General features: G+C 59.0%; 12 protein-coding genes and 1 pseudogene. 11 read left to right on the plus strand and 2 right to left on the minus strand.

The window, feature by feature from the left end; genetic code table 11:
* Positions 1-333: 333 nt before the first annotated feature.
* A pseudogene (locus Mal15_RS07440) lies at positions 334-1,443 on the plus strand (IS110 family transposase); the annotation flags it as partial.
* A gap of 898 nt (positions 1,444-2,341) precedes the next feature.
* Here Mal15_RS07440 and Mal15_RS07445 read toward each other — a convergent pair.
* Entirely contained in the window at positions 2,342-4,042 is a 1,701-nt protein-coding gene (locus tag Mal15_RS07445; protein ID WP_233903334.1) for an alginate export family protein, read from the minus strand.
* 121 nt (positions 4,043-4,163) lie between these two features.
* Between Mal15_RS07445 and Mal15_RS34885 the strand changes: the two genes are divergently transcribed.
* The 10 genes from Mal15_RS34885 to Mal15_RS07490 all read left to right on the plus strand — a co-directional run bounded on the left by Mal15_RS34885 (position 4,164) and on the right by Mal15_RS07490 (position 18,064).
* Entirely contained in the window at positions 4,164-4,289 is a 126-nt protein-coding gene (locus Mal15_RS34885) for a hypothetical protein (protein ID WP_261344614.1), read from the plus strand.
* Between the two features lie 430 nt (positions 4,290-4,719).
* On the plus strand, positions 4,720-6,156 hold the full coding sequence (locus tag Mal15_RS07450) for a CmpA/NrtA family ABC transporter substrate-binding protein (RefSeq protein ID WP_147871897.1): 1,437 nt from the start codon (positions 4,720-4,722) through the stop codon (positions 6,154-6,156).
* A 260-nt stretch (positions 6,157-6,416) separates the two neighbouring features.
* The gene (locus Mal15_RS07455) at positions 6,417-7,532 is read left to right on the plus strand and encodes an ABC transporter permease (protein ID WP_147867179.1); all 1,116 of its coding nucleotides are present in this window, start codon (positions 6,417-6,419) and stop codon (positions 7,530-7,532) included.
* Between the two features lie 128 nt (positions 7,533-7,660).
* A complete protein-coding gene (locus Mal15_RS07460) occupies positions 7,661-8,593 on the plus strand; it encodes an ABC transporter ATP-binding protein (RefSeq protein WP_199773817.1) in 933 nt (310 codons plus the stop codon).
* A 138-nt stretch (positions 8,594-8,731) separates the two neighbouring features.
* Positions 8,732-9,583: an ABC transporter ATP-binding protein gene (locus tag Mal15_RS07465; protein ID WP_147867180.1), complete on the plus strand. Its 852-nt coding sequence runs from the start codon at positions 8,732-8,734 to the stop codon at positions 9,581-9,583.
* Positions 9,584-9,649: 66 nt separating this feature from the next.
* Complete coding sequence (locus tag Mal15_RS07470; RefSeq protein ID WP_147867181.1) at positions 9,650-10,501, plus strand: GAF domain-containing protein; 852 nt, start codon at positions 9,650-9,652, stop codon at positions 10,499-10,501.
* Between the two features lie 14 nt (positions 10,502-10,515).
* Positions 10,516-12,228, plus strand: a complete 1,713-nt coding sequence (locus Mal15_RS07475) for a DmsC/YnfH family molybdoenzyme membrane anchor subunit (protein WP_147867182.1) — start codon at positions 10,516-10,518, stop codon at positions 12,226-12,228.
* A 12-nt stretch (positions 12,229-12,240) separates the two neighbouring features.
* Positions 12,241-14,499: a molybdopterin oxidoreductase family protein gene (locus tag Mal15_RS07480; RefSeq protein WP_147867183.1), complete on the plus strand. Its 2,259-nt coding sequence runs from the start codon at positions 12,241-12,243 to the stop codon at positions 14,497-14,499.
* A gap of 16 nt (positions 14,500-14,515) precedes the next feature.
* A complete protein-coding gene (locus Mal15_RS07485; protein WP_390623526.1) occupies positions 14,516-16,339 on the plus strand; it encodes a NirA family protein in 1,824 nt (607 codons plus the stop codon).
* Between the two features lie 111 nt (positions 16,340-16,450).
* The gene (locus tag Mal15_RS07490; RefSeq protein ID WP_147867185.1) at positions 16,451-18,064 is read left to right on the plus strand and encodes a sulfite reductase subunit alpha; all 1,614 of its coding nucleotides are present in this window, start codon (positions 16,451-16,453) and stop codon (positions 18,062-18,064) included.
* A 121-nt stretch (positions 18,065-18,185) separates the two neighbouring features.
* Here Mal15_RS07490 and Mal15_RS07495 read toward each other — a convergent pair whose 3' ends face one another.
* Positions 18,186-18,827: a response regulator transcription factor gene (locus Mal15_RS07495; protein ID WP_147867186.1), complete on the minus strand. Its 642-nt coding sequence runs from the start codon at positions 18,825-18,827 to the stop codon at positions 18,186-18,188.
* Positions 18,828-18,953: the final 126 nt, after the last annotated feature.

The following is an 18,953-nucleotide window of genomic DNA, read 5'->3' on the forward strand; positions in this document are numbered from 1 at the left end:
TGCTGCGGCATTCATTCCGCAGCACTTGCCCAAAGGGCATCCACATCCATAGCTTGGGGTCAGGGAACGAGCGCAGCGGAGTGACCGCAACCCCAGGGAAGAAAGCCCATCTTCCCTCCCCTTTCGATCGGCCGGCGGCAAAGCCGCCGGCCGATCGAAAGGGGAGGAGGTTTCTTGGTGTGCGTGGACCTGGGGTGACGCCCGGATTCGCTGGGGCTCATCCGGTCTCACCCCAGTTGGCTATGGTTAGCGGCATGGATATTTCAAAAAACAGGGGATGCCCCGAAACTGGTGTCTTTGATTCAAAAGACCAGGAAATTGGAGGTCATCCCCATGTCTGCTAAGAGAAGGTATCGCCGCACGTCCGTCAAGAAGATTTCACTTGAGACACTCAAGGATCTCGCCCTGGAGAAAGCAGGTGCCGGCACTTGTGTCGGTCTGGATATCGGCAAAAACGAGATCGTCGCTGTGGTACGCTGGGCCGACGGAGCATTTGAATGTCCCTGGAGTGTCAAAAACCCATCGGAGATCACAGAATTAATCGGACTCCTCAAGATGCTTAGAGAAACTGGTGATAGCCTGACGATCGGATTGGAGTCTACCGGGACCTACGGCGAAGTGGTTCGTGCCGCAATGACAGCGACGTCGCTAGAGGTCCATCGCATCAGTGGCAAAGCTTCCAGTGATTATAAGGAAATCTTCGACGGTGTCCCGAGCCAGCATGATGGAAAGGATGCTGCGATTATCGCCGAGTTGACTTGCTTTGGAAAAGGAACGCCGTGGCCGTTTGAGCCTCGGAGCGAAACCAATCAGGAGATGCGTTATCAGTTACAGCGGCTGGATGTCTTTGATCGTCATGCCACCGAGTGGTGCGGTCGTCTCGAGGCAGTTCTAGCGGCGCATTGGCCGGAGCTCTCGGGTTTGCTGTCACCGAAGAGCTCGACATTGATCAATATCATGCTGCACTACGGTAGTCCAGCAAGACTTGCCGCAGACGTCGACGCCGCAAAAAACCTACGGTTGTGGGGTGGCTCTTTTTTGGGAGCTCGGAAGATCGATCAGCTGATTGACTCGGCTCGTACGACGCAGGGAGTTCCGGTCGGAGAGGCTGATTTGTCTTGGATTCAGGAAATCGCGAAGGAATTGAAACAATCAATTTTGCAGGTCAAATCCAGTAAAAAGCGGCTTGAAACGATCGCCCAATCACACGCCGGAATGAGCAATTACGTTGACCCTGTCGGTGCTGTTACGCTTTGCATGATCTGGTCTTCGGTCGGCGACCCGCGCAACTACGACAGCAGCGGCGCCTTCCTGAAGTCTCTGGGGCTGAATCTCAAGGAGCTCAGCAGTGGTAAGCGTCAAGGCCAGCTTGGGATCACCAAACGCGGTCCGAGTCTAGCCCGCAAATTCCTCTACTTGTGGGCGATGCGAGCGTTGAAGCGGCCTGAGCTACAACGCTGGTATCTGGACTTTCAAAAAGTAGGTCGCAGCACGAGCACACAGCACCGCAAGATGAAAGGGCTTGTCGCGTTGATGCGTAAGCTAAGTCGCTCCCTTTGGTACGTTTGTCAACATGACCAAGAGTTTGATTATGCAAAAGTCTTTCCCGGGCGTCCGTTAGAGAAACGCAAACGTCGCCGTCGCAACAAACGAGTTGCCGCCTGAATTTTAAGTTGATTTTCCCACAACACGTAAATCGAGGAACCTACTGAGTTACCCAACACTGTAGTCCAGCCGTTTGTTTAGGGATGACCTTCAACAGGTAGCCATCGACACCGCGTTTTTTTCGTGAGGTCCGACCCCAGTCTCAAGGCATCCCCGAACACGGTTCTGAAAGCAATCTTCAATGAAGCCAATTCAGTGCCCGCGTCGAGCTTCGGTATTCATTCAATCAATGCCGCTCCGTTGGGACACTCAAGGTAAAAGGTTGAAGCCATTTCAGAGTATTCGCCGTGAGGCAAACAGTTAGGACCACAGCAAGAGGTCACTCACACCAGCCGAACATCGCCCAAATCGATTATCAGTACGCGCCGCACGTTTTTGAATCGTGATCAAAAACAGTCCGATATCGGTGCGCAAATACGGCTCCGAAAAATATTTCCAAACGAGACTTGACCATGTTAGAAAAGGCTAAGTTGTCGATCGCCGTTGGCGAACCGAGCGTGGTGATCTTTGCTGACGCACGGGACAAAAGCAACTGAATCCATCAGGAATACAGATCGACGTCCCGGGCGGTCGCGAGGAGAACAGTTGGGGACAACGGTTCTACAATCAAAGCCGCTTGCGGGTTGGTGGACCCGCAAGCGGCTTTTCGTTTTTCTTAGTCGACTTAATTAGCCGATTAGAATCGCCACTGGAACTGGGTCCAGAAGAAGTCGGCGTCGGCGTTGGTGGGGACGCCCGCGGTGGTGTCGTAGTAGTCACCGGCGCGGAAGTGCGAGTAACCGATTTGGACGTTCGTCCGCGGGTTGATGGCACATGTCACGACCATGTCGATCTCTTGCCCCAGTTCCTTGTCGCCGGCGGCGGCGACGCTGTTGAAGGGCGCTTCGGTGACACCGTAGGGCGTGGTGGCTTGGTCCAAGAAGAAGTGGTGGTACCACAGCATCAGCTTGACCTTGTCACCCAGGATCGGTGTGATGAACTGGAAGTTGACGTCGTTGATGTTGCGACGTGCGAACAAGTCCATCAGACCCAGGTACTTGTGTGCCAGCGGGAACAGGTGGTCGAAGCTGTCGTCACCGCGAGCGGCCGGGAAATCGTCGCCGCCGGAGGCCCAGTCGTACCAGAACCAAACGGTCGGTTTCCACTCGCCACAGGCCGTGCAGATGCTCAGCTGTCGGCCCAAACCGCCGGTGAAGAACCCGGCGCTGTGGTCGCCAAAGCCGGGGCTGTTGGAACCGAATTGGACGCCGCCTTCGATGGCGTACAGCACACCGGCGTCGGTTGATCCGACGACACGTGAGCCGAGCGTGTGGTAATCGAAGTCGAGCGCTTGGTTATCCAGACCCAGGTAGTACAGGTCCATCGTGCCCAGCGCCGTTCCGCTGTTGCTGGCGTAAACGCCGTAGAAATCGACGTCTTCGTTGGCATCGTCGATCTTGCTTTCGTTGGCAAAGTTACGGTTCAGCGGGTTCACGAAGAAACCGTCCACGGTCCAGGCATCACCGGTGTAGGTCCCGCGAACACCTTGGAAGGATCGTCGCGTGTTGGCCCAATCCAGCGGTGAAATCAGCCGCTGGTCACCGAACAGCAATTCCTGGCGTCCCAGACGCAGGTTCAACGATTCGGTCAACTTGGTGTCCAGGAACAGGTTCTGGATCTCGCCGCGGTTCTCTTCGATCGGGCGGTTGTTGAATGTCTCTCCGCCCGAATCGGCGTACAGGTACTCCCCATAGACGCGGAAGTACTGGTTGACGCGCAGATTGGCGAACATTCGATAGCGGGTCAAGAAAAACGAATCATCGACGCCGGTCAATCCCAAGCCGCGATGGTTGTTCTCGTTGTGGTAGCGCATCCGCGCTTCACCACCGATGTCCAACTTTCCGCCGAGCAATCCTTTCAGGTTGTCGCCGATGAACGAAGGGCCGTCGTAGCAGGGATCGTTCAGGTAGCTAAAGTTGTTGGCGTAGAACACCCCGGCGTAGGCGCTTTTCATCGCCGCGGTCGCCGCCGCTTTTTTGGCTTTGGTGCAGCAGGGCGTCGTGCAGCAGTTGCAGCTGGTCACGACGGGCGCTGCGATCGCATCGGCATCGACGGTGGCCGCGGGAGCCGGATCGTCCATCGGAACCGGTTGGGGGGCTTCCGCTTGCGGTGCATCGACCAGCGGAGCGGCGTCGTTCAGATAAGCGACATACGGTGTGTCGGCATACTGTGTGTCGGCTACCAGTTGCACGTCGCCTTGGGGCGAGTCGGTCGCGTCGAGCACCACGGTGTCGACCAACCCAGGGGGTGTTTCAGCCATCGCCGTCGGAGCGGCGGCGAAGCCGGCAAGTAAGGCCAGCGCGAATGCACGCCGGCGAGCCTGTTTAAGTGGAGGCATCTCGTAGGACTCCTTCCTTACGGAACGGGTAATCACCATGCAGGTGTCGTCAAAATGGAATTTCACAGCTCCCCGAATGATGTGAGCCAAACCTGCAGCCGCCTGCTGCACGCGATTCCTGATGATCCGGGTGAACATCCGTGTCGGCTCCGGCGAATCCGACCTTCATACGGTGGTCTATCGTCCCAGCGATCGCATCGATCCGAATAGTTTTTGCCAAACCGTCATCAGCCGCGACAATCGTTAAAGTCACGCACCGCGACGACCGCATGGCCGGCTTTGACTCCCCCGCGCGTTTCCTGGGCAAGATTCTTAGACAGTGCTGACGATCCAGGCAGATCCAGATTGGGGGAGGCCGATCGCGTCACAAATCGACGCCGGGCTTTATGGGGATGCGAGTCACCTTGGTAGGCCACTATGTCGCGTCACCCTCACATTGGCCGAATCGATAGTTTTTGATAGCTACTTTGGCACATTGCGTGCCTTGCCCACCGTCCAGCGATGCCGCAGCACGGCTGCATCCTGATTCCTACTGGTAAAGGCGGTACTGGAGGGAGTCGGGTCAAACGGCATTTGCTTGACCCATTCCCCCCGTGGAGCTTCCCCAAGTGCATTTTCGATCCGCCCGTTCCCGAACCTTACATTACTTATCGCGCTGCTCGCTATTTTCGTTGGCGTTGGTTTCCGTCAGTGTCTTGCAAGTCGGTTGTTCCGATTCCGAGATCTCGCTGGAGGACTTGGAAGCAGCCGCTGCCAAATTGGAAACCGCCAATCTGGAAGCGGGCGCCGCCACGGACCAAGCGGTCGTGGAGATCCTGGATGTCGAAAAGCCCAACCTGAAGTTCGGGTTCATCAAGTTGACCGATTGTGCCCCGCTGGTCATCGCCAAAGAAAAGGGATACTTCGAAGAAGAAGGGCTGAACGTCGAGGTCGAAGCTCAATCCAATTGGAAAGTGTTGTTGGATCGTGTGATCGACGGGCAGCTTGACGGAGCCCACATGCTGGCCGGTCAGCCGATCGGCGCGACGATCGGTGTCGGAACTCAAGCTCACATCGTGACCGCCTATAGCTTGGACTACAACGGAAACGGGATTACGGTCAGCAATGAGATCTGGAAGCAGATGCAAGAGAATGATCCGGCGTTAAAGTCGGAGACCCCCGAGCATCCGATTTCTGCGACTTCTCTCAAACCCATCGTCGATTCGTACAACCAGGCAGGTAAAGATTTCAACATGGGGATGGTTTTCCCCGTCAGTACACACAACTACGAAATTCGATATTGGCTGGCCGCGGCGGGAATTCATCCCGGGATGTACAGCGAAGAGAATATTCAGGGGACCATCGACGCGGACGTCTTGTTGTCCGTCACTCCTCCGCCACAGATGCCCGGCAATCTTGAAGCCGGGACGATCCTCGGTTACTGCGTCGGCGAACCGTGGAATCAGCAAGCGGTCGTCAAAGGCATCGGTGTCCCGGTCACGACCAACTATGACATCTGGAAGAATAATCCCGAGAAAGTGTTCGGCGTGACCAAGGAGTGGGACGAGAAGTATCCCAACACGCACTTGGCCGTGATCAAGGCGCTGATCCGAGCCGGTAAATGGCTCGACGCGACCGACGAGAACGGCGTGTTGGTCAATCGTCAGGAAGCCGCCAAGATTCTCTCGGGCAAGGATTACGTCGGTGCCGACGAAGACGTGATCGACAACAGCATGACCGGCACGTTTGTCTTTCAGCAATCCGACGTGCGGCCGATGCCCGACTTCAACGTCTTCTTCAAGTACTACGCCAGCTACCCGCACTACAGCGACTGCGTTTGGTTCTTGACCCAAATGCGACGCTGGGGCCAGATCACCGAAGGCAAGCCGGCCAGCTGGTATGAGGAAACCGCGAAAGAAATCTACAAGCCGGAGATCTATCGCAAGGCCGCGGCGATGTTGGTCGCCGAGGGCAAGGCATCGGCCGAGGACTTTCCCGCCGAAGGTTACGACGGTTATCGAGAGGTCAGCAGCGACTTCATCGACGGGACCGTGTACGACGCCAAAGACCCCGTGGGCTACATCAACAGCTTTGCGATCGGCAACAAGGACCCAGAGGCCTTGGCCAAGCAGTAAATCTGGGCGGAAAGTGAATCTGGCCAGTCATGTCCGGCCAGTGAATGAATCACCCTTCGGCGCGATCGGTGGACGCACGGTCGCCGATCGCGCCGACCCGGATTTTGAAATGTTCATGCTGCGGTGACCGCCTCGCCGTGGCATGTTCGGGAAGCGGCCTTTCGGGTCGGACGTCTTGGTCCGGTGCCAGACGTCCGGCCCGGCCGTGGATCCCGAACAGAAAAAAACTTCCCGAACTCCTTTATCGTTTAGTGAATCGTATGAATTGGCGTGGAAATGCACTGAAGTTCTGTGACGTTGCGGGGCTGCCCGCACTGGAGCCCTTTGTCCGGCTGGTCGCCGGTGAAGACGTCAAAGAACAGCTCAAAGGGATCGCAAAGTTCGTCGTGCTGCCGATCGCGGCGGTCGCCGTGTTTTTGATGTTGTGGTCCGCGGCGGCCCGAACGGTGATCACCGACAGCATGCGGCTGCCCAGCCCGACCGACACCTGGACCGCCGGCAAGGAACTGTTCGCCATGCATTCGGCTCAGCGTGCCGATGACCGCAAGGCCAAGCAGGAAAAAACGATGCAGGCGGTCGAGTACTTGGCCCAAGCCAACATCGTCACCAAGCAAGCCCAGGCCGCATCGGGCGAGAAAAAGGAAAAGCTGTTGGCAAACGCGTTGGTGCTGAAGAAGAAGGCCGTGCAGGCGGCGAACTATCGTCCCTCCAGTGCACCGACCTTTGTCGACCAGATCATCACCAGTTTGAAAACGGTCTTTGTCGGTTTCGCGATTGCCACACTGATCGCCGTCCCGATCGGCGTTCTGTGTGGCATGAGCCCGTGGTGCAACGCCGCGTTGACCCCGTTCATTCAAGTGTTCAAACCGGTCAGCCCGCTGGCATGGTTGCCGCTGGCGTTCTTGATCATCGTCTGGGCCTACTCGGGGACCAAGCCGGGCGAGACGTTCTTTGACAAGGCGTTTTTGATTTCCGCGATCACGGTTTCGTTGTGTTCCCTGTGGCCGACCCTGGTCAACACGACGCTGGGCGTCGCCAGCGTGGACAAGGATTACATGAACGTCGCGCGGGTGTTGAAACTTTCCTGGAGCCAACAACTGTTCAAGATCATCCTGCCGGCCAGTCTGCCGCTGATGTTTGCCGGGCTGCGCATCAGTCTGGGCGTCGGCTGGATGGTCTTGATCGCCGCCGACATGCTGGCCCAAAACCCGGGCCTTGGGAAATTCGTCTGGGACGAGTTCCAAAACGGCAGCAGCCAAACGTACGCCCGCATCGCGTTCAGCGTGATCATCATCGGTTTGATCGGCTTGGTGCTGGACCGAATCATGATTTTCATGCGGAACCTGGTCAGCTTCGGCGACCCCCAAGCCGCTTGAGCCCCCATGCCGCCCAGCCCCGGCGGCGAAACCATTGTGCGACAGGCCCCGGCGGCCTGTCATCGCCCGACGTCCGTCGGCATTCGGATTTCTTGTCCTTCGAATCCTATCCACCCCGTGAAATTACGATGAGCATTGCAGTCCTCGATCGGCCAAGATCCAAAGCGATCGCCCGCCCCGCGCCGCCCGAGCCGCTGATTTCGATGCGGAACGTTTGCAAGGGGTACGGCAGTGGCGTTACCCGCAACGAAGTCCTCCGCAACATCAACCTCAATCTACGCAAAGGGGAATTCCTGGCGATCGTCGGTTTTTCCGGCAGCGGCAAAACCACGCTGACGAAGTTGCTGGCCGGGTTGGAAACGCCCGACAGTGGCGAGATCGTGATGGAGAACGAGATCATCAAGGGACCCAGCCAGGAACGCGGCATCGTGTTCCAAAACTATTCCTTGCTGCCTTGGTTGACCGTTCGCGGCAACATTTCCCTGTCGGTCGATCGAGTGTTTTCACACTGGTCGCGCGGCGAGCGGCGTGACCACGTCGAAAAGTTCATCGAGATGGTCGGCCTGTCGCATGCCGTGCACCGTCGGCCGCACGAATTGTCCGGTGGGATGCGGCAACGCGTCTCGCTGGCCAGGACGCTGGCGATGAAGCCCAACGTCTTGTTGCTGGACGAACCCCTGTCGGCACTCGACGCGCTGACCCGCAGCGTCCTTCAAGAAGAGATCCTGAAGATCTGGGAAGAAGAACGTCAAACGTGCCTGTTGATCACCAACGACGTCGACGAGGCGATCTTGTTGGCCGACCGAATCGTTCCGCTGAACCCAGGACCCAACGCATCGCTGGGGCCGGCTTTTTCGGTCGAATTGGATCGTCCGCGCGACAAGACCGCACTGAATCACAACGAGACGTTCAAAGGGCTGCGTAACGCGGTCACCAATTATCTGGTCGCCGTGCGGCAAAAATCGCGCGACGACGAAGCGTTGTCGTCCGAGTCGGCGCCGATCGAATTACCCGAATTGAAACCGCGCAGTCTGCGGATGCCGCGTGGACGCGCCGGTTGATCCTGGTCCGTTCATCCCGTCCGGTTGATCCGTGCTTGCGGTCGGCAGAATCCCGAACTGTCGCCCGCGATCGGATCGATCTGAATCACTTCATTCACCCATTACCCACCACCACGAGAACCCAAAGAAGGCGGATCCATGGCCGGTTTTGTAGAAATGTTTCGCCTCGGCAAGACATACGACACGCCCAATGGCCCGGCGGTCATTGTCGAAGAGTTCAATTTGAACCTGGCGAAAGGCGAATACGTTTGTCTGCTCGGCCACAGCGGCTGCGGCAAGAGCACCGTGCTGACGATGACGGCCGGGTTGAATCCGATCACCCACGGCGGGATCGTCATCGACGGCCATGAAATCGAAGGCCCCGGCCCCGACCGCGGTGTGGTCTTTCAATCGCCGTGCCTGATGCCCTGGATGACGGCGATGGAAAACGTGCTGTTGGGCGTCAACCAGGTCTATCCGCACGGAACCAAGGCACAACGACACGACATCGCGGCGTATTACCTGACGCTGGTCGGCCTCGGCAACAGCCTCCACACCCGCGCCTCTGCTCTCAGCCAAGGGATGCAGCAACGCGTCGGAATTGCCAGGGCGTTCGCCCTCAAACCCAAGATGCTGTTGTTGGACGAACCCTTCGGCATGCTCGATTCGCTGACGCGGATGGAACTGCAAGAGATCCTGCTGGAGATTTTGATCCGCGACAAAGTCACCACGATGATGATCACGCACGACGTCGACGAGGCGCTCTTCATGAGCGACAAGGTCGTGATGATGACCAACGGGCCGCGGGCACGTGTCGGCAAGGTGTTCGAGATGCCGTTCGACAGGCCGCGGGTCCGCGCCGAAGTTCTGGATCACCCCGACTACTACGACTTGCGGGGCGACATGATCCAGTTCCTGGAAGACCAGGACCACAAAAAACTGAAAGCCGACGCCGAAGCATTGGAAGCGAAGAAGCAGGCCGAACAGGAACCGCAACCGGCCGGCGCGTAGTCAACGCGGACGCCGGAGAGAAGAGGAAGTCGTGCGGAACCGAACCGTGAGCCCGAAGCAATTAAGATGATCGCAGCCACATCCAATCATTCGTTTTTGACCAACGTGATCGCGTTGGAAGTCGACCCCAGCGGCACCATGCCGACCTGCGGAATCGCCGTCGCCGACCGCGCGGTCGCCGCATCGATCGAATCGGGGTTGCCGACGATCAAGCAAACCGTCGAGGGCGAAGCCGAAGCCGTCGCGATCTGCATCCCGATCTATCGTGCCGGGCAAATCACCTCGGCCGTCATCATGATCGGCAATACCAGCGAACGCACCGTCGGCGTCATGGAAATCTGGCAGCCGATCGGCGAACATGACGAGCTTAACCTGACCCAAGGCTACTTCGGACCACTGGAACGGTTCCAAAACGTCAGCTCGTTTGTCCGTTTCGAAAAGGGATCGGGGTTGCCGGGCCAAGTGTGGCGGAACCTCGGCTTCGTGATTCACGACAACCTGCCCACCCATGCCGGTTTCCTGCGGGCGGCCGGGGCGTCGGCCGAATCGTTGCAAGTCGCGGTCGGGATCCCGGTGTTCGGCGACGACTTTTTGGCGACCGCCGTGCTGATCAGCTCCGACTCCGCCCCGATCGCACGCGGATACGAAGTCTGGCGATGCGGCGAGGACGAGTTCCTGCTGGAATCGAGTGCGTATCAACGGCTGGAACAATCGCTGATGTACGAGGGATCCGCGACCGTGCCGATGGAAGGCACGCTTCCCGGATTGGCGTTCGCTTCGGGCGCCGCGACGATCAGCGAAGATCCCGAGATCGTCTTTTCGGGGCGTCCCATCGGCGGCGGAAAACCCTGCAAGGGTGTCGCGATCCCGTTCTTCGAACAGGATCGGATCACCAACATCTTGACACTGCTGTTGTAGGGGGAAGACCAGCCATGAGCACCACGCTTCCCGTCGTCAACCGCCAGCCCGATCTGGTCGGTCAATTGTTGCAGGAGCAACAAGAACTTAGTGCCGTCGAACAGTTCAGCGACTGGCACTCGGGGCACGAATCCGACGCCGCCACTGCGGCACCGGCACAGGAAAAGTACTATCGCAGTTTGCTTCCAGCGAGTGCCCCCGGACCGGGCCAGCAATTCGCCTTTGAAGTGGACCTGAACGCCTGCAGCGGATGCAAGGCATGTGTGGTCGCCTGCCATACGCTGAACGGGCTGGAAGAAGACGAATCGTGGCGCCGCGTCGGAACGCTGTTGATCGGCGATCCCGCCGCCGCCGACGTCTCCGCGATCCAGCACGTCACCACCGCCTGCCACCACTGTGAAGACCCCGGCTGTTTGAACGGCTGCCCGGTCAAGGCGTACGACAAAGATCCGGTCACCGGGATCGTTCGCCACTTGGATGACCAGTGCATCGGATGCAAGTACTGCACGATGATGTGCCCGTACGAAGTCCCACAGTACAGCGACCGGCTTGGCATCGTCCGCAAATGTGACATGTGCCATCAACGATTGAGCGTCGGTGAAGCTCCGGCCTGCGTCCAGTCCTGTCCGAACGAGGCGATCCGAATCACGATCGTGCCCTCCGACGGCAGTGATGCCGCGACCGAGGAATCGCTGGTTCCATCAGCACCGTCGTCGACGATCACCCGACCGACGACGCGTTATGTTGCCGAGGCGACGTTTGATCCGGCGCAAACGCGTCCCCAAGACGAACACGTCGACGAGGTCGCCGAGAGCCATTGGCCGTTGGCATTGATGCTGGTCGCGACACAGATTTCGGTCGGCATCCTGATCGCCGAATCGATCGCCACGTTGGTGCTGACGGCGTTCGGAATCACCGTCCCCGGAGCGGTCCCGATCGCCGCGGCGTTGTCGGCGTTTGCGATCGGCAATGTGGGGCTGGGAATCGCGCCGCTGCACTTGGGGCAACCGCTTCGCATGTGGCGTGTTTTCCTGGGATTGAAAACCAGTTGGCTGAGCCGCGAAGCCGTGGTGCTGGGCAAGTTCATGGGGCTGTTGGCCGGCGGAATCGCGTTGTTGCTGTTGCCCGTTGTCTGGGATTGGATTCCGACATCGGTCCAGGACATGATCCCGACCCAGTGGATTCCCGATTGGGCCGGACGAGCGCTGTTGACCGCGTCGATTCCCGTCGGTCTGGCCGGATTGTATTGCAGCGCGATGATCTACATCGCCACCAAACGACGGCTTTGGCGCAGCGGGCGGACGTTGCCGCGATTCTTTGGGACCACGCTGACCTGCGGACCGATCATCGCTGCGGTCCTGTTCGCCTTTGCCGGCTTCGGCGGCACCGCCTCGGTACTCTGTCTGGTCGGTGCCGCTGCCGGGTGCTGGAAATGGATGCGTGAACGTCAGCTTTATCGATCGCCCGCCGATTTGGACGACCCGTACGACCGACGATCGAGACGTCTGGTCGGCAATCACCTTGGTGAAATGCTGCGGATGCGCGGCTTTAGCGCCGTCGTCGCGACACTGTTGGCCGGATTGGCCGTTGTCATGTGCCCGTTCTTGCCCGCGGCCGGCGGAGTTTGTGCCGCGATGTCGGCGGCGGTTTGGATCGCCGGTGAGAGCCTGGAGCGGTTGCTGTACTTCCAAAGCGTCGTTTACGACCGCATGCCGGGCACACTTTAAGAGAATCATCCGATGAGTATCGTCACGCCGAAATCATTGACCCAAGCGGAGGACGAAGGTCGCCCGCGAACCTTCGAGCTGCCGCAGTTGTTGCAAGCCCGCACGGGAAAGATGACCCGTGAGCTATTGCTGAACCCCGGCGATCACGGATTGGGGATGACCCCCGAATCGCTGCAGGCCGAAACGACCACGGTGGCGGCTTGTGGGTATTGCGCGACCGGCTGCGGATTGCGTCTGCACGTCCGCGACGGCCAGGCGGTCGGACTGACCCCGGAAACCGAGTACCCGGTCAACCTGGGCATGGCGTGTCCCAAAGGCTGGGAGGCGCTGGAAGTGCTCGCTGCGGACGACCGAGCCACGTATCCGTTATTGCGCGATGCCGACGGTGAAATGAAACGTGTCGATTGGGACACCGCGTTGACGACGTTCACCGAGCGTTTTAAATCGATTCAATCCCAGCACGGCAACGATTCGGTCGCTTTCCTAAGCACGGGGCAGATTCCGTGTGAAGAGATGGCGTTCCTGGGCGCGTTGGCGAAATTCGGGATGGGCATGTTGCACGGTGACGGCAACACCCGCCAGTGCATGGCCACCGCGGTGACCGCGTACAAGGAATCGTTCGGGTTCGATTCGCCGCCTTACACCTATGACGATTTTCAGCAAAGCGATTGCATGGTGTTCGTGGGGGCGAATCCCTGTATCGGCCATCCGATCATGTGGGAACGCGTGCTGCGTAACCCGAACAGTCCCGAGATCATCGTGTTGGATCCCCGCCGCACCGAAACGGCGATGGCGGCGACCCAGCACTTGCAGCTGCGGCCCAAACACGATCTGGCGATCCTGTACGCGATCACCCAGCACTTGATCGCCAGTGATTTGATCGATCATGAATATGTCGCCGCACACACGACCGGATTTGAAACGCTGGCCGAGCATGTCGCCTCGTTCACACCCGACGTCGTCGGTCCCGCGGCCGGGATCACCGCCGACGCCATCCGCCGGGCCGCCGAATCGATCGGCCAGGCGGACGCGGCATCGTTGTGGTGGACGATGGGTGTCAACCAAAGTTACCAAGGCACGCGTACCGCCCAGGCGATGATCAACATCGCGTTGATCACCGGCAATATCGGACGCCCCGGCACGGGCGCCAACAGCATCACCGGGCAATGCAACGCGATGGGGTCGCGTCTGTGGAGCAACACGACCAATTTGTTCGGGCACCACAAATTCGAATCGGCCGAAGATCGAGAACGTGTGGCACGTATTCTTGACATCGACGTGGATCGAATCCCCGATCAAGGCAGTTGGTCCTATGACCGGATCGTCGAAGGCATTCGGCGGGACGAGATCAAAGGGTTGTGGGTGATCGCGACCAATCCCGCACACAGTTGGATCCATCAGGGTGATTTCAAGGAACTGCTGGACAAGCTGGACTTTCTGGTCGTGCAAGACATGTACGCATCCACCGAAACCGCACAGCACGCCGACTTGCTGTTGCCGGCCGCGGGCTGGGGCGAAAAAGAAGGCACGTTCATCAACAGCGAACGCCGCTACGGGCTGCTGAAGAAGGTGCGAAAGGCCCCCGGCGAAGCGTTGGCCGATTTCCAGATCTTTCGTGGCATCGCCGCCTACTGGGGTGTGGAATCGATGTTCGCCGACTGGACGCACCCCGAAGCGGTGTTCGAAAAAATGCAGGCCGCCAGCGAGGGACGCCCCTGTGATATCAGCGGGATTCAGGGGTATCGCCAGATCGACCAATCCGGCGGAATCCAGTGGCCTTGGACGCGCCAGGATGCGGCGTCCAACGACGTGCCGCCGCAACAGCGTCGCTTGTTCGCCGACGGGACGTTCTATCACAGCGACGGCAATGCCCGGCTGATCGTGGACGCCGTTGCCGCGATGCCCGAGCCACCCGATTCGGAGTATCCGATTCTGTTGATGTCCGGACGCGGAACGGTCAGCCAGTGGCACACCCAAACACGCACCAGCAAGAGCAAGGTGCTGCGAAAACTGTATCCCCAACGCCCGTATGTCGAAATCCATCCGACCGATGCCAGTTTGATCGGCGTCCGCAACGGCGACACCGTTTCGGTGCGCTCGCGACGCGGTGAAATTTTCGTCACCGCGATGGTCACGCCCACCGTCCAGCGAAACCAAGCGTTCATCCCGATGCACTACGACGTCACCAATCAATTGACGCTCAGCCATTTTGATCCCCATTCGCGGCAGCCGAGTTACAAGGACTGCGCCGTGGCGATCACCAAAGTTTAGAACTCCGAACCCGATTCTGTTGAACATGTCCAGCGATAAAGCGTTCACCGAAGAACAAAAACAATTTCTGTCCGGATTTGCATTCGGCACGGATGTGGCGCGTGCGGTCAGCGGATTGCCCGTGATCAGCAACGGCAGCAGTTGTGCCGGCGATGCCTCGGTCACGATCGGGGCCAAACCCACCACGACGCTGCCGGTCGGCCCCGAGAAAATCGCCTTGATCGCGCAGCAGGAAACCGAATCGGCCGGCAAAACGCTGTGCAAAGAAGAACTGGCCAAGCGGGACAAGAATCCGTTGGACATGTGGGACGAAATGCAGGCGCGCAGCGACGCCGGCGAATTTCCCAAAGGCACCGATGTCTTCCTGCAAAAATTTCACGGCCTGTTCTACGTCGCCCCGGCACAAAACAGTTACATGTGCCGCATGCGAATCCCCGGCGGACTTCTGCACAGTTGGCAATTGACCGGGTTGGCGGATCTTGCCGATCGCTCGGCCGGCGGATTCTTGGACGTCACCACGCGGGCCAATTTGCAATACCGCGAAATCCCCGCCGACCAGGCGATGAACATCCTGTACGGGCTGCGTGAACTGGAGATCGTCAATCTGGGCGCCGGCGGCGACAACATTCGCAACTGCACCGCCAGCCCGCTTTCGGGCATCGATTCCGATGAGCTGATCGAAACGATCCCGTTGGCGAAACGGATGCACCATTACATCTTGAACAACCGCGAGATGTACGGATTGCCGCGAAAGTTCAACATCGCGTTCGACGGCGGGGGAACGATCAGCGCCCTGGACGACACCAACGACATCGGGTTTCATGCCGTCGCGATCGAAGAATCCAATGCGACGGCCGACTTTCCCGCCGGTGTTTATTTCCAACTCACGCTCGGCGGCATCACCGGTCACAAAGATTTTGCCCGGCCGACCGGTGTCCTGTTGCGGCCGGATCAATGCCTGGCCGTCGCCGGCGCCATCGTCCGCGTGTTCGTCAAATCAGGCGATCGCACCGATCGCAAAAAAGCTCGTTTGAAATATGTGCTGGACGATTGGGGATTCGACAAGTTTGTCGCAGCGGTCGAAGAGCAACTCGGGGTCACGCTGGGACGATTCGACGAATCAAAACTGACACGGTCGGTTGCGGAGAATCGTCTCGCCCATATCGGATTCCATCAACAATCCCAGTCGGGCAAGTCCTACGTCGGCGTGGTCCTGCCGGTCGGACGGATGACCAGCGACCAGGCTCGCGGGATCGCGAAGATCGCAAACGAATATGGCAACGGAGAGATTCGATTGACCGTCTGGCAGAACCTGCTGATCCCCAATCTTTCCGACGCTGACATCGATGCGGTCAAAGAACGATTGGTTGAAATCGGATTGGGGTATGAAGCGAGCAGCTTTCGCGCCGGTCTGGTGGCCTGTACCGGCAGCGGCGGATGCAAGTTTGCCGCCGCGGAAACCAAAACCCAGGCCATGGCCCTGGCCGAACACCTGGAATCCCAATTCGAACTCGACAGCCCGATTAACATTCACCTGACCGGGTGCCACCACAGTTGTGCCCAGCACTACATCGGCGACATCGGGTTGCTGGGATGCAAGGTCGAAAAGGGCGACGACATGGTAGACGGGTACCACGTTCACCTGGGCGGCGGCTGGGGTGATCGCCAGGGCATCGCACGGTTGATCTTTGAATCGGTCGCGTTCGAAGACATGCCCGAATTGATCTCGTTCATCGTCGGCGGCTACCTGGAACAACGACGCGAGGGCGAGACGTTTGTTGAATTCACGTCCCGGTCGTCCGACTACGAACTGAAATCACTCGCCAGAGCCTTGGTCTGACGGAGGCATCGAGGCCCCGGAAACCTTCCCCCCACTGGTTTTCGACGCGACGCTGATCCAATTAGAAACACCTAGAAGTTCAATCATTCGACACGATCCCCATAGACTGCCATGAGCACCAGCTTCATTCCCGAAACGGCTCCCTTTAACGAAGAACAACGCGCCTGGTTGAACGGGTTTTTCGCAGGCATGATGGGCATGCAACCCGGCGGCGATGCCTCGGCGGTGATGAACGCCGCCGGCGTGTCCGCGGGTTCCCTGCCCGGTGTCGCGGTGCAGGAAAACGAACCCGAGCCGGAAGAGGACTTCCCCTGGCACGACGACTCGCTGCCGATCGTCGACCGCATGGCGTTGGCCGAAGGCAAACCGGTCGAGCGGCGTCTGATGGCGGCGATGGCACAGTTGGATTGCGGGTCGTGTGGTTATCTTTGCAAGACTTACAGCGAGGCGATCGCATCGGGAGAAGAAACCAACCTGACGCTGTGCAGCCCCGGTGGTAAAGAAACCTCCAAAATGATCAAGCAAGTGCTTAAGGAGTCTGGGGACGGGGGGGCTGCGCCGGCCAAACCAGCCAATGGCACCGCTGCGGGCGGCACGTCAGCGGCGGGATTCAGCCGCAAGACACCGTATTCGGCAAAGCTGATCGAGTCGCGACCGCTCAACGGTGAGGGATCCGCTAAAGACACGCGCCACGTGGCGATTGATCTCGGTGATTCCGACATCCGCTACGAAGTCGGCGATGCCCTGGGGATTTATCCGACCAATTGCGGCGAGTTGGTCGAAGCGATTGTCGCTGCGATCGGAGCCGATCCCAAGTTGTTGACCGTGACCCCGGGCGGGGAACCCAAGTCGCTGGCCAACGCGCTTTGCGAAGACTTTTGTCTGAAAGATCCCAGCGACGAATTGCTGGAATTAGCGCTCAGCCGTGTCTCGGACATCGCGATCAAAACAACGCTTAGCGAGATGCTCGAAGAGGGGGCACCCGACGGATTCGATGTGTTGGACGTCTTGCAATTGGCCGGTGCGGTTCCGATCAGCGCCACCGAGTTTCTGGAAACACTCTCGCCGCTGAATCCGCGGCTGTATTCGATCGCCAGCAGCCAGGCATGCGTCGGAAATCAGGTCCACCTGACCGTCGGAAAGGTCACCTATGATCGCGACGGACGGTTGCGCAAAGGGGCGGCGAGTACGATGTTGGCCGATCGGCTGGAACCAGGCGCGACACTGCGTGTGTTCACCCAAGCCAATCACGGCGGATTCACCGTGCCGTCGGATCCCAACACCCCGATGATCATGGTCGGACCGGGAACGGGCATCGCTCCGTTCTTGGCATTCCTGCAAGAACGCGATGCCACCAAGTCGCCGGGCAAGAACTGGTTGTTCTTCGGCGACCAACATGCCGCGACCGATTTCTTGTACCAAGAAGAATTGCAAGCCTACCTCGACGCCGGTCTGCTGACGCGGTTGGACACGGCGTTCAGCCGCGACGGTGCGGAAAAGGTGTACGTCCAGGACCGGATGAAACAAAACGCCGCCGAGCTATGGACCTGGCTGCAGCAAGGGGCCCACTTCTATGTCTGTGGCGACGCCAGCCGCATGGCGGTCGATGTCGACCGCACGCTCAAGGCCATCGTCGCGTCCGAAGGCGGCATGTCCGAGAAGGCCGCCGAGGACTATGTCGCGTCACTGAGCAAGGCCAAGCGATACGTGCGAGACGTTTATTGATGCCGGCCGCATGATGACGCTCGTAGCGGAACTCGCGAAGAGTTTCGCACACCGCGGGTGAGCCGCGCGGGTGAGACCGAAAGCCTTGGCGGCTTCCGCTACGGCTGGAACCGATCTAGCCTCAGTCGACCAATCCCAAGCGGACGGCGCGGACGGCGACGTCGGTGCGATCCGAGGCGCCGGTCTTTCGCAAGATATTCTGCACGTGCTCTTTGACGGTTTCGACACTGATGCCCAACGACTTGGCGATCTCGCGGTTGCTCAATCCGAATGCGATGTGACGCAGGACCTGCGCCTCGCGTGACGTGACCGGCAATTCCGGTGGCAGTTGGTTGGATCGGATCGTTTCGGACATCTTCTTCTTCACGTTATCCAGCCGTCCGCCCGGATAAGACGACCCGCTCTCACAGGCGTGGCTGAGCGTCTGCTCGATCTGCCCTGCCGAATCGCTCTTGAGCACATAATCATGCGCTCCGTTGGCGACCGCACGGGCCAAATAGACCGGATAGTCGTACGCACTGATCAATACGACCGGCAAGTTGGGATGGGCCTGACGAATCGAGGTCAACAGCGTCAACCCGTCCATCTTTTTCATTTGGACATCGATTAAGACAACGTCGCACTTGTCTTCGTCCAGGTAGCGCAGCGCGCTCTCGCCATCGGCGACAGTCTTTGCGACGCTGACCGCCGTCCCGACCAAGAGCTCCATCAGCCCGAGACGAGCGGCTTCATGGTCGTCTACGACCAGCGTTTTCAACGACATTTCGATCCTTGGTGCCTGTAACTTGATTCACAACCGCCCCACACGATGCCCCAGGAGCGAATCTTCCTAAAAATGGCGTATTCTCGCCGGCGTGTGGGCCCAATATGAGAATATTTCGCATATTCC

The organism is Stieleria maiorica (assembly GCF_008035925.1).
Taxonomy (GTDB): domain Bacteria; phylum Planctomycetota; class Planctomycetia; order Pirellulales; family Pirellulaceae; genus Stieleria; species Stieleria maiorica.

What these genes read in the sequence shown, in the direction of transcription:
- Mal15_RS07445 (WP_233903334.1), bottom strand. Translation starts at nt 4,042, where the DNA reads ATGCCTCCACTTAAACAGGCTCGCCGGCGTGCATTCGCGCTGGCCTTA.
- Mal15_RS07460 (WP_199773817.1), top strand. Translation starts at nt 7,661, where the DNA reads ATGAGCATTGCAGTCCTCGATCGGCCAAGATCCAAAGCGATCGCCCGC.
- Mal15_RS07465 (WP_147867180.1), top strand. Translation starts at nt 8,732, where the DNA reads ATGGCCGGTTTTGTAGAAATGTTTCGCCTCGGCAAGACATACGACACG.
- Mal15_RS07480 (WP_147867183.1), top strand. Translation starts at nt 12,241, where the DNA reads ATGAGTATCGTCACGCCGAAATCATTGACCCAAGCGGAGGACGAAGGT.
- Mal15_RS07470 (WP_147867181.1), top strand. Translation starts at nt 9,650, where the DNA reads ATGATCGCAGCCACATCCAATCATTCGTTTTTGACCAACGTGATCGCG.
- Mal15_RS07475 (WP_147867182.1), top strand. Translation starts at nt 10,516, where the DNA reads ATGAGCACCACGCTTCCCGTCGTCAACCGCCAGCCCGATCTGGTCGGT.
- Mal15_RS34885 (WP_261344614.1), top strand. Translation starts at nt 4,164, where the DNA reads ATGATCCGGGTGAACATCCGTGTCGGCTCCGGCGAATCCGACCTTCAT.
- Mal15_RS07495 (WP_147867186.1), bottom strand. Translation starts at nt 18,827, where the DNA reads ATGTCGTTGAAAACGCTGGTCGTAGACGACCATGAAGCCGCTCGTCTC.
- Mal15_RS07455 (WP_147867179.1), top strand. Translation starts at nt 6,417, where the DNA reads ATGAATTGGCGTGGAAATGCACTGAAGTTCTGTGACGTTGCGGGGCTG.
- Mal15_RS07490 (WP_147867185.1), top strand. Translation starts at nt 16,451, where the DNA reads ATGAGCACCAGCTTCATTCCCGAAACGGCTCCCTTTAACGAAGAACAA.